The following is a 14,857-nucleotide window of genomic DNA, read 5'->3' on the forward strand; positions in this document are numbered from 1 at the left end:
GTTCTGGGCCAACGGCACCGACCGCCTCCACGAACGCCTGCGCTACGACCACACCCCCACCGGCTGGCACACCACCCGCCTCCAACCCTGACCCCACCCCTGCGCGGGGTGGCCGGGAACAGAAAAAAAGGGGGGCCGCCGACCGGATGGTCGACGGCCCCTGTCTCGGCGGCGGCGCTCTCAGGCGAGCGGCCGGCCCGCTGGTGATCCGCGAATGGAAGGCACGTTCACAAGAAAGCTCCTGACCGAGGGGTGAGCGGCTTCAGGCTCGAAGCCGGTGTCAGAGATCGGGAGTTGCGGATCGGGCTGCCGGGGGATGGGGCCCGGACCGTGTGTCGACCTCTGCCCAGTCCGACGACGCAGGCCGCCGGAATGTGAGGTGACACGAGCCGCCCCCTGGCGATCCCGCCCGCAGCCCTTGAGCAGTGCTCCCCGCAGCCGTGTTCCGGCGGCCGGCGGCGGTGCCGTACCGGAATGTGCGCCGGGGGCAAGAAGTGCAGCTCGCACCGGGCGTGCACCGTGCAGCCGGACTCGACCGCAGCTCTAGTGCGCGGGCCGATGGTGAGAGCACGGAACACGGCGCACGGCCCGGCCCGTTCCGCCCCCGGGTGTTTCAGGCCGCGGCGGTCACCACCGCCTCGAGCGCGGAGGCGTGCGGTGAGGGCTCCAGGAAACGCGAGACCTCAAAGCCCGCTTGGGCAAGGAGTTCCTCGTACTCCGCGCGGGTGCGGTTGCGCCCGTTGAGGACCGTCATCATCACCATGTCGATGGTCTTTCCCGGGTGGGGGTCGTTGCCCGCCGGGATCATGGGGTTGGCGACCAGGAGCCGGCCGTGGGCGGGCATGGCGTTACGGCACGTGCGCAGGATGCGCAGGCACTGCTCGTCGGGCCAGCTGGCCAGCACCTGTTTGAGGATGTAGACGTCGGCGCCGGAGGGCACCGCCACGAAGAAGTCCCCGGCCTCGGCCCGCCAGCGGCCGGCCAGGTCCGCGCTGTCCAGGACATGCCCGGCCACCACGTTCTCCAGGTCGAACAGGGTGCCCGTCAGGTGCGGGTTGCGCCGCAGGATGGTGCGCAGCAGGCCGCCCTGTCCGCCGCCCACGTCCACCACGCTCTTGGCCGTGGAGAAGTCGCAGGCGTCGGCGATGTCGTCGCTGAGCGCCTCGGAGACCGAGGCCATGCTGGAGTTGAAGGCCATGCCGAACTCCCGCTCGGTGGCGGCATAGTTGTAGAACGGCGTGCCGTACATGCCCTCGAAGGCGGTGGTGCCGGTGCGCACGGCCTCGTGCAGGCGGCCCGCCGGGTCCCAGAAGGGCGGCTCGCCGCAGACCGTGATGTAGTCGCGCACCGACCGCTCGGCGTCCGCGCGCAGCGGCTGGGCGAGCGCGGTGAGGTGGAAGCGGTGTGCCTCGTCCTCACGGAAGACGCCTTTGGTGGCAAGGAACCGCAGAAGCCGGTAGAGATAGGGCGCGTGGACCCCCGCCACCCGCGCGAGTTCGTCGGCCGTGCGGGGACCATCCACCAGATGGTCGGCGATCTGGAAGCGGGCGGCGCTGTTCAGCGCCGCCGAATACACGTATCCCAGGGCGAGTTCGAGCAGTTCGCCCGTCGCCCGTGCGGTGCTGATCGTGCCGGGGCCCTCTGAGGCCCCGGAGTGTGTGACTGCCATCGTCCAGTCCTTCTCTCATTCGTCCGAACTCCCCGGCCGGGGCACGCGTGTGCCCGGGACCGGGCGGTGGGTGTCAGGACGTGGCCGGTCCTGACCGCGTGACGGGACGTGCTTTCCCCCTCCTTTGCCTCTCGTGTGCCAGGCGGCCGGCGACGGCCAGATCGCCGCCCGCCCTTGGTGTCTTGGATGCCGCGGGCACCGGCCGCGGGCGCGTACGGGGGCCACCGGCCCCCGTACGCGCGGCCTGCCGGCCGGTGCCGGGCCGGCTCAGGCGACGCCGCTGGCGACCAGGCGGTTGAGTGCCGTCAGCACGTGCACGTCGGCCAGGACGGGAAAGTCGAAGGGCAGCGGACGCGGGCCCACCTGGTCGGGGATCGAGGTGAAGCCGCCGTCGGCGTGCTGCTGGTCCTCCAGATAGGCGAGCGCCTTGGCGAGGTCGGCCCCCGGGGCGTGGCGGGCCAGCGAGCACAGCGCCTGGGCGGTGGAGAGCACGTCGCTGTCCTTGCCCGGGCTGTGCCCCCACCCGCCGTCGCCGCCCTGGGCCTGGGTGAGGAAGGCCAGCGCCCTGGCCATGCACGCATCGGCCCGCCGGCGCAGATCCTCCTCACCGGCGGGCACCAGGGCCAGCGCGTCCAGGACGCGCACGATGACGCTCGGCATGCTCAGCGACCAGCCCGGCTCGAAGCTGCCGTCCTCGCGCTGGGCGCCGATGAGGACCTCGACGGCCGGGCGCACCAGGTCCGCGTGGTGCTCCCAGGGCAGTGCGATGACCGCCCCGGCCGTCATGTCCAGGTCCCAGGGGTGGCCCCGCAGGTAGGTGGGGAAGCCGCCGCCCTCGTTGGCCCGCGCCCGCAGGTAGGCCTCGCCGCCCTGGATGCCGTGGCGGAACCGCCGGGCGTCGAGCATCCGCATGAGCTCCACGCACCGGGCGGTGTCGTCCACGTCGGTCTGGGTGGTGGTCTCGTTGTAGCCCCAGCCGCCGTCGGCGTGCTGGCGGGAGGCGATGTACTCGCCCATCCGCGCCGCCAGCCGCTCGTGGCCGGGCGCGGGCGCCAGCGCCACACCGGCCAGCGCGGTCACAAAGACCTCCTGGCCGTCGATGAAGGGCACCCCGCCGTCCGGGCCGCGCAGGCGCACCAGCGTCTCGATGCCCTCGCGCATCAGGTCGCAGCCGGGCCGGAACATGTGCAGGGCGTGCAGGGCCACCAGGTGCGCCAGCGCGTTGCCCTCCCACACCCGGCCGGTGGGGAAGGCGGCGAGCCGCCGCACCAGCAGGTTCTGATGCTCGATCAGTTCCTGCTGGGCGGTCGCCTCTTCGGGCGCACCGGGCTCACCCCAGCCGCAGTGCGCGTGCAAGATGGTGGCCGCGCACAGCGTCAGCTCCGTCCACACCGCCTGCGGCCGCGGGCCGATGTCGCGCGGGTCGGGGCGCGCGCCGTCCGTCAGCAGCCCGCACAGGCCCAGAATCGTCTCCAGCAGCAGCCGCTTGCGCGCGCCGGTGCCGTGCCGGGAGCGGCCCAGGCCCTCCATGACGTCGTCGGGGTCGCACGGGCGGCCCAGCAGCGCGTCGACGACCACCCGCTCCAGGATGCCCTGGGGCCGGGCGCGGTGCAGGTAGTCCTCGAGCTCCTTCTGCGCGCGGGGCAGCGCGCGCTCCTTGCGCAGCAGCAGCAGAAGCAGCGCGGACTCGATGATCCTGCCGGCGCACCGGTCCTTGAGGGCGCCCTCGCCGTCCACCTGCACGGCCAGATGGCGCGCCACACGGTCGCGCACCGCCGTGGCCCCCGACCGCTGCCCGGCTCCGCCCGCTGCCACGGGCAGGGGGGCGGAGCCGGTCATGGGGTCGATCAGACGATCACTCATGCTCAGTATTCCTTTCGGATGTCCCAGCGCACGGGCCAAGGCCGTGCGGCGGCAGGTGCCGGGGGTGGCCGGGCACAGGGGGAGAAGGGCGGGGGATCGCAAAAGGGCCACGAGGGGCCGCCAGCGCGTGGCGCGCCACCATCGCGCGGCACGCCAAAGGGCGCGTGCGGAGGCAAAAGGGTCTGCGAAGGTGCGCCGGAGCCACGCCCTGGCCCGGCCCGAAGGGGCCGCATGCTCCGGGGGGAGACGAAGAACGCCGAGCAAGGCGGGAGGAGAACCTCAACCACCGCTCGGCGCGTTTTCGGGCAGGGAAAGCGTGCGGACAGTGTGACACGGCCGGGCGGGCCGTGACAAGAGCGCCGAAGCACCCACCGGGCGCCAACGCCGCTGCCTCGAGCGCCGGTTGAGGCACTTCGACGATCAAGGACGGGGCCTGGCCCAAGGCGGTACGGTGCTGCCCGGCGCACGGATTCCCCGGCCCGTCGGGCCGTCCGATCGGCCCGCCCCACACGGCCGGGCGCCGGGCCACACACGCCCCTGCCGGCCCGGCGCGGTTTCCGGCGACCTCACAAACCAGGGTGCCGCGTCGTCAGTCAAGTGTGCCGAAAGGCCTGGTTACTGAAAGAAGTGGAGACTTCGATGCACGACACCTCTTCCGAGGGTGCGCCCTCCCACGTCGGGGCGGGCACGGTGGGCCCCGCGGCCCGGGTGGTGGACGGTCGTGGCCCGGTCACGCTGCTGCGCGTCTTGGCGGCCATCGGCTGCCTGGAGACCCTGGTGCAGGGCCTGTTGGCCGGGATGCTGCTCAACGGCGACGTCGACTCGATCGACCCGCACGGCTTCAACGCCTATCTCTTTGAACTCGTGGTGTTCCTCCAGGTGGTGGCCGCCGTCCTGGTGTGGCGCCGCAACCGCTGGCTGACCTGGCCGCTGAAGGCCACCATCGGTCTTCTGGTGGCCGCCTTCACCCAGACCCTGCTGGGCCTGCACAGTTCGCTGGCCGCCCACGTCACCCTGGGGGTGGCGCTGTGCGCGATGGAGACGGCACTGGTCCTGCGGAGCTTCACCCTGCGCGCGGAGAACACCGGCTCCGCCGGCTGAGGCGGGCCGGCGGCGCACCGGGCACCTCATGCGCCCCGCGGTCACGGCGGCTTCCCCGCCGTGACCGCGTTTTGCTGTCCCCGATCCGCTTTGCGGGGACCGCGCCGCCGCCCTCGTATGGCCCGCCGTCCCGCCTCACCGCCCCCAGGCCCTCGCGTCACACCCCCGGGTGAGGGCAGCCGCGATCCGAGGAGATGCCCCGAGCATGAGCAGCCGGCCCCCGCGGGAAGACGACCGGCCCGATCCGAGCCTGACCACGGTCATGGACGAGCGGCGCCGGCTGATCGGCCTGGCCTACCGGCTGCTGGGTTCCCTGGCCGATGCCGAGGACGCCGTACGGCAGACCTATGTGCGCTGGTACGCCATGACGCCCGCGCAGCAGCAGGCCATCGCCTCCCCGGGCGCCTGGCTGGCCAAGGCCGCCGCCCGCATCTGCCTGGACCTGCTGGGCTCGGCGGGGGAGCGGCGCGCGAGGTATGTGGGCCGGTGGATCCCCGAGCCGCTGCCCGAGCGCATGGAGTGGGCCGCTCGCCCCGGCGCCGGGGACAGCCCGGCCGAGCGGATCTCCCTGGACGAGTCGCTGAACATGGCCTTCCTGGTGGTGCTGGAATCGCTCACCCCGGCCGAGCGCGTCGCCTTCGTCCTGCACGACGTCTTCGGCCACCCCTTCACCGACATCGCCGACATCGTCGGGCGCACCCCGGCCGCCTGCCGCCGGCTGACCGGCTCCGCCCGCCGCCGCATCCGCGACGCCCGCACCCCGGCCCGCCCCGCCCGCCAACAGGCCGGTGTGGTCCGCGACTTCAGACAGGCCTGGGAAGCCCACGACCCCGGCGCGCTGATCGGCCTTCTGGACCCGCACGTGGTCGCCGTCGTCGACACCGGCGGCCTCGCCGCGAGCGGCGACCGCTCCATCGAGGGTCCTGAGCCGATCGCGTACGGCCTGGTCGCCCTGCTGGCCAGGCGGCCCGAGCTGACCCTGGGGGAGCGGATGGTCAACGGCCGGCCCGGGCTGGTGATCGAGCGGAAAGGCGTCGTCGTCACCGTCCTGGCGATGGAGGCGGGCGAGGACCGCATCACCGGCATGTGGGTCATGCGCAATCCCGACAAACTGCGGGAGTGGCGGAGCGAACGACAGGAGTGAAACGGAAATTCCGCCATCTCCCGCCAGCCGCAGCAGTACTCAACCGGGACTCCAGCCATCCGCCCCATAATCAGGTTTCGTACCTGAATCTCGTGGATTTAGCGGAGGATAAATGCCTGAGACCGGCGAGTTTGCAGATCTCTACGCAGCCATTGAGGAATCGGCGCGAGTGCACGAGGTTCCCTACGAGCACGACAAGGTGCGAGCCGTCCTGACCGCGTACCAGGACGCGATCACCCCGACGACGCCGATCGCTTTCCGCATGGGCACCGGCGCACGCTATTCGAGCGACATCGACTGGCGCTTCCCGATTTCCGACGCGGGCGGCGTGGACCCCTACACCGTCGCCCTGGCGAACGGACTGCTCGAGGCCACCGACCACCCCATATCCTCCCTGTACCTGGAAGTCCTCGAGCGGTGCAAGGTCCACTGCTACGGCATCGACTTCGGTACCGCCAGCGGCCTGAAGAAGCTGTACGTGGCCTTCCCGCCGGATGACATGGAGCCGCTGTCCCGGCTGCTGGACCTGCCCTCCATGCCCGCAAGCGTCGCCGGGAACTACGACTTCTTCGCCCGCCACGGCATGGACCGCGCGCAGATGCCCATGTTCGCGGTCGACTACCGCGACCGCACCGTCAACGTGTACTTCAACGGGCTCTCCGCCAAGACCCTCGAACCCGACAGCGTCCGGGCCATCTTCCGCGACCTGGAGCTGCCCGAGCCCAGCGAGCGGCTGCTCAAGCTCAGCGAGCAGGCCATCGGCGCCTACGCCACCCTGAGCTGGGACTCCGCCAAGATCGAGCGGTTCGCCTTCACCATCCCGGGCACGGACCCGGCGGACCTGCCGGTGGCGATGGAACCGGAGATCGCGAAGTTCCTGGCCTCCATCGGCGACCAGGCCACCGGCGACCGCTTCGTCTACTACGTGGCCATGTCCTCCACCGGCGAAGAGGTCTACAAGTTCCAGGTGTACTACCAGTTCAAGCCCTGGCTGGACACGATGATGAGCCCCGGCTCCGACGAGCCCCAGGACGCCTGAGCCCCCCTTCGGCCCGCCCCGGCGCCCGGCCGCCCGCACTCCTTGCAAGGCCCACCTCACAAAGCCGGCCGCTGCGTCGTCGTAAGGGGTGAGGCCCGAGAGTTCGACCCATGGAACAAGGAGAAGATCATGGCAACACAGAGCGCAGCTCCCGCGGCTGGGCCGGGGGCAGGCGCGGCCGTCAATCCCAAGCGGTGGCTCCTCCTGGCCGTCATCTGTTGTGCCTACCTCATGGTCGGTCTCGACCTGGCCGTCATGAACCTCGCACTTCCCGACGCACAGCAGGACCTCGGCTTCTCCGACGGCGACCGGCAGTGGATCGTGACCGCCTACGCGCTGCCGCTGGGAAGCCTGCTGCTGTTCAGCGGACGGCTGACCGACCTGATCGGCCGCAAGCAGGCCCTGCTGATCGGACTGGGCGGCTTCGCGGCCGCCTCGGCCATCGGCGGCGCCGCCAACAGCTTCGGCACGCTGGTGACCGCCCGCGCCTTCCAGGGCGCCTTCGCCGCCCTGCTCTCGCCGGCCTGCCTGTCCGTGGTCACCACCACGTTCACCGACCCCAAGGAGCGCGGCAAGGCCTTCGGCGCGCTGGGCGGCGTCATGGCCGCCGGCGGCGGCCTGGGGTTGATCGTCGGCGGCGCGCTGACCGACAGCCTCAACTGGCGCTGGTGCATGTACATCAACCTGCTCTTCGCCGGCGTGGCGTTCCTGGGCACCGTGGCCCTGCTGCCCAAGCAGGCCAAGGCCGGCGCCCGGCTGGACATCCCCGGCGTCCTGACCGCCTCCGGCGGCATGTTCTGCGTGGTCTACGGTTTCTCCAACGCCGAGGACGGCTGGAGCAACCTCTCCACCTGGGGCTTCCTCGTCCTGGGCGCCGCCCTGCTGATCATCTTCGCGGCCTGGCAGACCCGCGCCGCCCACCCGCTGCTGCCGCCCCGCGTGGTCGTCGACCGCAACCGCGGCGGCGCCTACCTGACCATGCTGTTCGTCGGGGCCGGCTTCTTCAGCCTGCTGCTGTTCCTCGTCTACTACATGCAGACCATCCTGGGATACTCGGCGATCAAGGCCGGCTGCGCCATGCTGCCCACCGTCGCCTTCACCATCCTGGTCACCGGCGTCGGCGGCTCGAAGGTGGTGCCCAAGGTCGGCCCCCGCCCCATGGTCCCCGCCGGCCTGCTGGTCAGCGGCATCGGCCTGGGCTGGCTGTGGTTCATCGAGATGGACTCCACCTACGCCGCCGACCTGCTGGGCCCGCTCATCGTGATCGGCATCGGCATGGGCCTGATCTACTCCGCGGTGGCCAACACCGGCACCTCCGGCGTGGAGCCCAAGGACGCCGGCGTCGCCTCGGCCTGCGTCAACACCGGCCAGCAGCTCGGCGGCGCCATCGGCACCGCGCTGTTCAACACGATCGCCGCCAACAAGGCCGCCGACTGGCTGGCCGGCCACGTCGAGTCCGGCCCGCCCTCCCAGGGCCAGATCCAGCAGGCCGCCCTGGAGGGCTACTCGACCGTCTTCGGCCTGGCCGGCTGCACCCTGGCCTTCGCCGCCCTGGTGGCCGCCGCCCTGCTGCGCAGCGGCCCCCTGCCCACCCCGGAGACGGCCGTGGGCCCGGCGCCCGAACCGGTCGTGGCCGACCGCGTCTGAGCCCCCCGCACCCGGCCCCGCCGATCCGCGCCACCCCGGATCCGCGGGGCCGCCCGCCCGCCCCGAAATCGGGCGGCCCCGGTTATCCCGGGGCCGTCCGATTTCTGTTTACCGGACCGCTGTTTCCCGCCCCGCGCGAGGAACGTCCGCGAATGTCCGCCGTCTCCAGTGGAATTCCAGATCCGGTCGAGCCGGGACTGCTGATAATTTGGCATGAGTAATCACAAAGACATCATCAGGCAGTACCTCGACGGGGTTCACCGCGCCGACCCGGAAGCGGTTCTTCCCCTGGTGACCGACGACGTCCTGCTGGAGAAGAAGGGCCAGCCGCCCCTGCGCGGCAAGGACGTACTCCGCGCCGTCATCGAGAACAAGGACGGCGCCGCGCAAAAGGTCGTCAAGCAGGAGATCGGCGAGCAGCCGCGCCCGGTCCACAAGGTCGAGCGGATGGTCGAGGAGGGCGACACGGTGGCCGTGAGCGGCACCGTCGTCGTGCCCCTGCCGAACGGGCAGCTGGAGATGCTCTTCTCCGACTTCTTCACCTTCCGCGGTGACCTGATCAGCAGCCTGGAGAGCTACATGATCACCCCCGCCGGGCCCCCGCAGGGCTGACCCGGCTCAAGGACCCCGGCCGCGGCCCGGGGCTTTTTGGCGGCGCGGCGCGGCGGCGCGCGCAGCAGCGGGGCGGCCCCCCTTCCGGGCCGCCCCGCTCGCCATGCCCCGCCCGCCGCACTCCGCCCGGAAAAAAGAAGTGGCCGCCCGCCTCACATCGCGCGGGGCTACGTCGTCGTAACAGGCGGAGGCCGAGTTCATCCTGCTCCCCCGACAGGCGCCCGATGGGGCCCTCGCTCTCCACCTGAGGTTTCCGGCCCCGCCCCAGGGCCCCCGTCCACGGGCCGGGGCCGGAAACCCGCCCACCAACCCCCCTACGCCCAGGGCCCGTTGAGCACCCCCGCGACCCGCAGGGGGCCGGCCGGGCCCGGCCGGGACGCTCAACCCTCCGCCTGCGCCCTCCAGGGCTGCAGCTTGTCCGGGTTGCGCACCGCCCAGATGTGGGTGACCCGGTCCTCGGCGACCTCGAACGCCACGACCGTCACGGTGATTCCGTCCTGCTGGACCACGAGCCCGGGCTGGCCGTTGACCATCCGCTCCAGGATCCTCAGGTCCGGCAGCCGGCGCATCAGGGCCACCAGGCCGCGCGCGATGTGCCCGGGACCCTGGACGGAGTGCGAGCCGGCCTCGACCAGGCCGCCGCTGTCGGCGACCGAGACCGCCCCCGGATCCAGGAGCCCGATCAGAGCGCCGATGTCCTGGGACTCCCAGGCCTGCTTGAAGCTGCGGATGACCGCGGCCTGCCGGCCGCCGGGCCGCGCCGGGGCCTGCTGCGAGCCGCGGATGCGGCGGCGGGCGGAAGTAGCCAGCTGGCGGCAGGCGGCCGGGGTGCGCCCGACGATGTCGGCGATGTCGGCGAAGGGATAGCGGAAGACGTCGTGCAGGATGAACGCGACGCGTTCGGCCGGGGTGAGTGATTCCAGCACCACCAGGAAGGCCATGTTCAGCGACTCGTCCAAAGTGACGCGCTCGGCCGGATCGGCGGTGCCCTCCAGGCGCCCGGCGCCCCACTCCATGCGCTCGGGCAGCGGCTCGGGGATCCACTCGCCCACGTACTTCTCGCGCCGGGCCCGCGCCGAGCCCAGCAGGTCCAGGCAGATCCGGCTGGCCACCTTCGTCAGCCAGCCGCCCGGAGAGGCGATGGCCCGCTGCTGCGCCGGCGTCATCGCATACCAGCGCACATAGGTCTCCTGCACCACGTCCTCGGCGTCGGCCAGCGAACCCAGCAGCCGGTAGGCGAGACTGATCAGCTGACGCCGCTCGCTCATGACCGTGTCCAGGTGCGGGTCGAGCCGGTCGTCTCCCCGCGGGGGTCGGGTGCTCATGGTGTCGGCATCTCCTCACGTCGCAACCGCCGTCACCGGGTTAGACGAGACAGCGCACCCGGCTGTGAGGCCACCGCACACCCCCCGGCAAGGTGACCCACGTCACTTCCGGGGGTTCTTGGCGGGAAGGCGCCATCCGTGTCACTGTTTCTGCACGTCTTTCCTGCCCAAAACCGTTGACGCGGCAGTGAGTTGCTGACGACCCCCCTCCACCGCCCCGCGCACCGCCCAGGCCGGGCTGCTGCCCCCTGCGGTGTCGCCGCCCCTGCCTGAGCGCCCCCGACCCCGGCCGCGCCGCGACGCCGGGCCCCGCGCCCGCCAGGCACCCGCACGGCGCAAAAAAAAAGGGGGACCCGGCACGAAGGGCCAACGCCTGGCCGCCGCCCAGGAGTTCACCGCCGGACAAAGCCTTGGCGATGCTCCGGCGGCCCCCACCGCGGCGCACCCCCTGATCCCCGGAGTACGCGCACATCGCCGACCTCGCAGCATGCCCAAAGGAGACACACCCCATGAAGGGCTCTACAGCCTACCGATCCATACAAAAGCGCGGTCTGCACATCGGCCTGCTGCCGGAGATGGCCGCGGCCGTCAACCCGTCCACGCCGATCACGCTCGATCACGACCTGGATGTCCTGCCGGAGGCGGGACGGCGCCTGACGGTGACCCAGTACGCCGGCCACGTCGACGATTTGGCCGCGCGGTTGTGGGCGGCCGGGGTGCGGCCCGGTGAGCATGTGGTGCTGTTCAAGAAGGCCAACGCCGACCACTGGATGCTCGCCTGCGCCGTCTCGCGCATCGGCGCCATCGTGGTGAACCTGTCACCGGCCCTGGACGCCGCCACCGTCGCCGTCCTGCTCAAGCGCCTGGAGCGCCCCACCCTGCTCACCGACGCGGCCAAACTCGACGTCCTGGCGGACGTGGCACTGAGCGACCTCACCGAACGGGTGATCTGCACGGCGGGGGAGCGCGAAGGCACCCTCGCCCTGGCCGGGTTCGCCGGCGCGCCGCGGGTGGCCCCGGTGATCCGGCCCATCGACGAGGCCGCCGTCATCACCCACACCTCCGGCACCACCGGCATCCCCAAACTGGTGGTCCACACCCCGCGCACCCAGGGCCTGCGGCTGCTGCCGCAGTGGCGGCTGCTGTCACTGATGCGCAAGAAGGAGACCGTGGCCATCCACGTCCCCTTCGTGCACTCCCGCATGGTCGCGGCGATGTCGCTTGCGCTGCTGAAGGAGTTCCCGGTCCTTTTGATGCGCCAGTCCGACCCGGCGCAGGTGTGCGAGCAACTGCTGCGCCACCGCCCCGTACTCATCGAAGCCCTGCCCAACTCCCTCATGGAATGGGAGGAGTTGAGCGAGGACCCGCGGGCGCCGTTCGGATCGGTGAAGGTCTTCAGCAGCACCTTCGACGCCATCCACCCCTCCACGATGAGCCGCCTGCTGAACGCCTCCGACCGCCGCGGAGCCCTCTTCTTCCAGATCTACGGGCAGAGCGAGGTCGGCCCGGCCGTGGGGCGCGCCTACTTCCGCCGCTCCGCACACAAGGCGAATGGCCGCTGCGTGGGCTGGGCGATGCCCGCCGGCGCGGCCAGGGTACGGGTGGTGCCCCGCGGCGGCCAGACACCCTCCGAGGAGAGCCCCGGCTTCATCGAAGTCGCCTGGGACGGCCTGGCCAAGACCTACTTCGCCGAGCAGGACCGCTACGACACCAACCTCAACGGCCCCTGGTGGCGCACCGGCGACGTCGGCTACCGCACCCGCCTGGGATGCCTGCACCTGCTCGACCGCGAGGTCGACATGATCGCCGGAGTGCGCAGCTCCCTGGAGATCGAGGACACCGTCCTGGGCCGGCTGCCCGAACTGAGCGAACTCGTGGTGGTGGAGGGCCCCGGCGCCGAGCCCGTCCCGGTCATCTGCACCACCGACGACACACCGCTGGACCGGGCCCGCTGGAAGAAGGCCGTGGCCGCCTTCCCGCAGCTGGCCGACCCGGTGCAGATCCCGCAGGCCGAACTGCCCCGCACCGCCACCCTCAAGGTCCAGCGCCTGGCCCTGGCCGACCGGCTCAGGCACCAGAGCGCCCAGCAGGCATGAACCGCGGCCGCCCGCACCCCGCCCCAGCCACGCCGATCAACCGACCCGAAAAGGATCCCCGCAATGACCTCTGACGCCACGCTCGCACGATTTCGTGAATACATGGTGGGGCCCTCGCGGTTCATGACCCTGCTCTCCGTCTTCGAGCTCGGCATCATCGACCGGCTGCGCGAGCGGCCCGGCCTGAGCGCGGCAGAGCTCGGCGAGGCCGTCGGCGCCAAGCCCGACGCCGTGGAGCAGCTGCTGTTCCTGATGGTCAAGGAGGGCTTCGTCGCCTACGACGAGGACTCCGCCGGCTACTCCCTCGACGCGCTCGCCGAGGTCGCCGAGAGCGACCTAAAGCGCGCACTGCGCTACATGAACCTGATCAAGGTCACCGCGCTGCGCCAGCTGTTCTACCTCACCCAGAGCGTGCAGAGCCGCACCATCGTCGGCCTCAAGGAGCTCTACGGGGCCGAAGGCACCCTCTATGACGCGGTCGCCGACCACCAGGACCTCAACGACGCCTGGCTCAAGCTGATGAACACCGTCACCGCCAACATCGATCCCTGGTTCTTCGCCAACATCGACGTGCCCGCCGGGGCGCGGGTGCTGGACCTGGCCGGCAACACCGGGCTCGGCGCGATCCACACCTTCGAGCACAAGAAGTCCCCCGGACTGCGGGTGACCACCTTCGACCTGCCGGAGAAGCAGGAGGAGGCGCTGGCCAACTTCCGGGCCCACGGCCTGGAGGAGCACCTGTCCTTCATCGGCGGCAACGTCTTCGACGAGATCCCCACGGGCTTCGACACCGTACTGATCAAGCACTTCCTGGACATGTTCGACAAGGACGACGTCCTGAAGATCCTCTCGGGCGTCAACAAGTCCCTGGAGGTCGGCGGGACGGTCAACATCCTGGTGCCGGTGTATCCGGAGAACATCAAGGACACCGACAACTACAACGTCGACTTCTTCCCGGCCTTCTTCATCGGCGCGGCCATGGGCCAGGGCGGCCCGCAGAAGCTGTCGGTGTATCAGAGCTGGCTGGAGGAGAGCGGGTTCAAGGTGACCAAGGCGATCACCAAGGACGCCGCGGAGATCCCCCGCGACGTCATCCCCGTCCAGGCCATCCTGTCCGCGACGAAGATCGCCTGACCGAGGGGGTCCGGGCGGCCGAGGCCAAGGAATGGCTCAGGCCGCCCAGGGCCGCAGCTTCTCGGGGTTGCGGATGACCCAGATGTGCTGGATGCGGTCCTCGGCGATGTCGAAGGCCAGCACGGACAGCACCGCGCCCTCGTGCTGGACGACAAGGCCCGCCTGGCCGTTGACGCTGCGCTGCACGATCGTGGCCCCCGGCGCCCGCGCGGAGACGATGAGCAGGGCCTGCGCGACCTGCTCGCTGCCCTCCAGCGGGTGCAGGCGGGTGCGGACCAGGCCGCCGCCGTCGGAGACGATGGTGACATCGGGATCAAGCAGGCCGATGAGGGCCTTGATGTCCTGGCTCTCCCACGCCTGCTTGAAGTCGCCCACCACACCGGCGCGCCGGCCGGTGTCCGGGGCCAGGCACTGGTGCGCGCGGACCCGGCGGCGGGCGGAAGCAGCCAGCTGGCGGCAGGCGGCCGGGGTGCGGCCGACGATCTCGGCGACCTCGGCGAAGGCGTAGTGGAAGACGTCGTGCAGGATGAACGCGACCCGCTCGGCGGGGGTCATCGCCTCCAGCACCACGAGGAAGGCCATGCCGACCGACTCGTCCAGGGTCACCCGGTCGGCCGGATCGGCGGTGTTCTGCCCGGCCCCCGCCGCCCACTCGGTGCGATCGGGCAGCGGCTCGGGAAGCCATTGCCCCACGTACTTCTCCCGCCGGGCCCGCGCCGAGCCGAGCAGGTCCAGACAGATCCGGCTGGCGACCTTCGTCAGCCAGCCGCCGGGCGAGCGGATGGCCGCCTGCTGCTGCTCGGACATGGCATACCAGCGCGCGTACGTCTCCTGCACGACGTCCTCGGCATCGGCCAGCGAGCCCAGGAAGCGGTAGGCGAGATTGATCAGCCGGGGCCGTTCGCCCAGGACCACGCCCCGCCCCGCACCGAAGAGGGCCTCTTCCGGATCGGGCCGCATGCTCATGGTCTCGCCAACTCCCTCAACTCCCCGCCGCACGCCCGCCCCCACCGGCGCGAGGGGACACCGCCGTCCGGGCGGCGCCCGCACCTCACATTACAAGGGCCTGTCCCGTCGTACCGGTGGAGATCGATCACCACGGGCCCGCACCGCGCGGCCCGCAGACGTCCCTGCGGGGGACTTGCCCGCCTCACCCCTCGGATCGGGCGGGCCCCCCGCAGGGATCACCACCGCCCTGCGCCCTCTCCTGCCCGGACCCTCCGCCCC

12 protein-coding genes are annotated in these 14,857 nt (G+C 71.4%); 8 read left to right on the forward strand and 4 right to left on the reverse strand.

Annotated features, from left to right (window positions below; genetic code table 11):
- A partial coding sequence (locus ACZ7DY_RS35260) for a pyridoxine 5'-phosphate oxidase C-terminal domain-containing protein (RefSeq protein WP_471143324.1) occupies nt 1–91 on the forward strand: 91 nt, incomplete at its 5' end.
- Between the two features lie 522 nt (nt 92–613).
- Here the strand turns inward: ACZ7DY_RS35260 and ACZ7DY_RS35265 are convergent.
- Complete coding sequence (locus tag ACZ7DY_RS35265) at nt 614–1,669, reverse strand: methyltransferase (RefSeq protein ID WP_471143014.1); 1,056 nt, start codon at nt 1,667–1,669, stop codon at nt 614–616.
- A gap of 267 nt (nt 1,670–1,936) precedes the next feature.
- Nucleotides 1,937–3,532 (reverse strand): prenyltransferase/squalene oxidase repeat-containing protein, encoded by a 1,596-nt coding sequence (locus tag ACZ7DY_RS35270; RefSeq protein WP_471143017.1) that lies wholly within the window; start codon nt 3,530–3,532, stop codon nt 1,937–1,939.
- A 639-nt stretch (nt 3,533–4,171) separates the two neighbouring features.
- Here ACZ7DY_RS35270 and ACZ7DY_RS35275 point away from each other — a divergent pair.
- The 5 genes from ACZ7DY_RS35275 to ACZ7DY_RS35295 all read left to right on the forward strand — a co-directional run bounded on the left by ACZ7DY_RS35275 (nt 4,172) and on the right by ACZ7DY_RS35295 (nt 9,075).
- The gene (locus ACZ7DY_RS35275; protein WP_471143020.1) at nt 4,172–4,633 is read left to right on the forward strand and encodes a hypothetical protein; all 462 of its coding nucleotides are present in this window, start codon (nt 4,172–4,174) and stop codon (nt 4,631–4,633) included.
- Nucleotides 4,634–4,838: 205 nt separating this feature from the next.
- Nucleotides 4,839–5,777 carry a sigma factor gene (locus ACZ7DY_RS35280; protein WP_471143022.1) on the forward strand — a complete coding sequence of 313 codons (939 nt, stop codon included), beginning with the start codon at nt 4,839–4,841 and terminating at the stop codon, nt 5,775–5,777.
- 112 nt (nt 5,778–5,889) lie between these two features.
- A complete protein-coding gene (locus ACZ7DY_RS35285) occupies nt 5,890–6,816 on the forward strand; it encodes an aromatic prenyltransferase (RefSeq protein WP_471143024.1) in 927 nt (308 codons plus the stop codon).
- A gap of 129 nt (nt 6,817–6,945) precedes the next feature.
- Nucleotides 6,946–8,463, forward strand: coding sequence for an MFS transporter (locus ACZ7DY_RS35290; protein ID WP_471143026.1), 1,518 nt, complete (start codon nt 6,946–6,948; stop codon nt 8,461–8,463).
- A gap of 213 nt (nt 8,464–8,676) precedes the next feature.
- Complete coding sequence (locus tag ACZ7DY_RS35295; protein WP_471143029.1) at nt 8,677–9,075, forward strand: nuclear transport factor 2 family protein; 399 nt, start codon at nt 8,677–8,679, stop codon at nt 9,073–9,075.
- Nucleotides 9,076–9,455: 380 nt separating this feature from the next.
- Here ACZ7DY_RS35295 and sigJ (ACZ7DY_RS35300) read toward each other — a convergent pair whose 3' ends face one another.
- Entirely contained in the window at nt 9,456–10,400 is a 945-nt protein-coding gene (sigJ, locus tag ACZ7DY_RS35300; protein WP_471143031.1) for an RNA polymerase sigma factor SigJ, read from the reverse strand.
- A 509-nt stretch (nt 10,401–10,909) separates the two neighbouring features.
- On the opposite strand from sigJ (ACZ7DY_RS35300), the gene ACZ7DY_RS35305 reads away from it, so the two are divergent.
- Both ACZ7DY_RS35305 and ACZ7DY_RS35310 read left to right on the forward strand, forming a co-directional pair.
- Nucleotides 10,910–12,496 (forward strand): class I adenylate-forming enzyme family protein, encoded by a 1,587-nt coding sequence (locus tag ACZ7DY_RS35305; RefSeq protein WP_471143033.1) that lies wholly within the window; start codon nt 10,910–10,912, stop codon nt 12,494–12,496.
- 63 nt (nt 12,497–12,559) lie between these two features.
- Nucleotides 12,560–13,630: a methyltransferase gene (locus tag ACZ7DY_RS35310; protein WP_471143034.1), complete on the forward strand. Its 1,071-nt coding sequence runs from the start codon at nt 12,560–12,562 to the stop codon at nt 13,628–13,630.
- Nucleotides 13,631–13,666: 36 nt separating this feature from the next.
- Here the strand turns inward: ACZ7DY_RS35310 and sigJ (ACZ7DY_RS35315) are convergent, their stop codons facing one another.
- Nucleotides 13,667–14,596 (reverse strand): RNA polymerase sigma factor SigJ, encoded by a 930-nt coding sequence (gene sigJ, locus ACZ7DY_RS35315; RefSeq protein ID WP_471143037.1) that lies wholly within the window; start codon nt 14,594–14,596, stop codon nt 13,667–13,669.
- Between the last annotated feature and the right edge of the window lie 261 nt (nt 14,597–14,857).

The organism is Streptomyces sp. NPDC037013 (assembly GCF_055607265.1).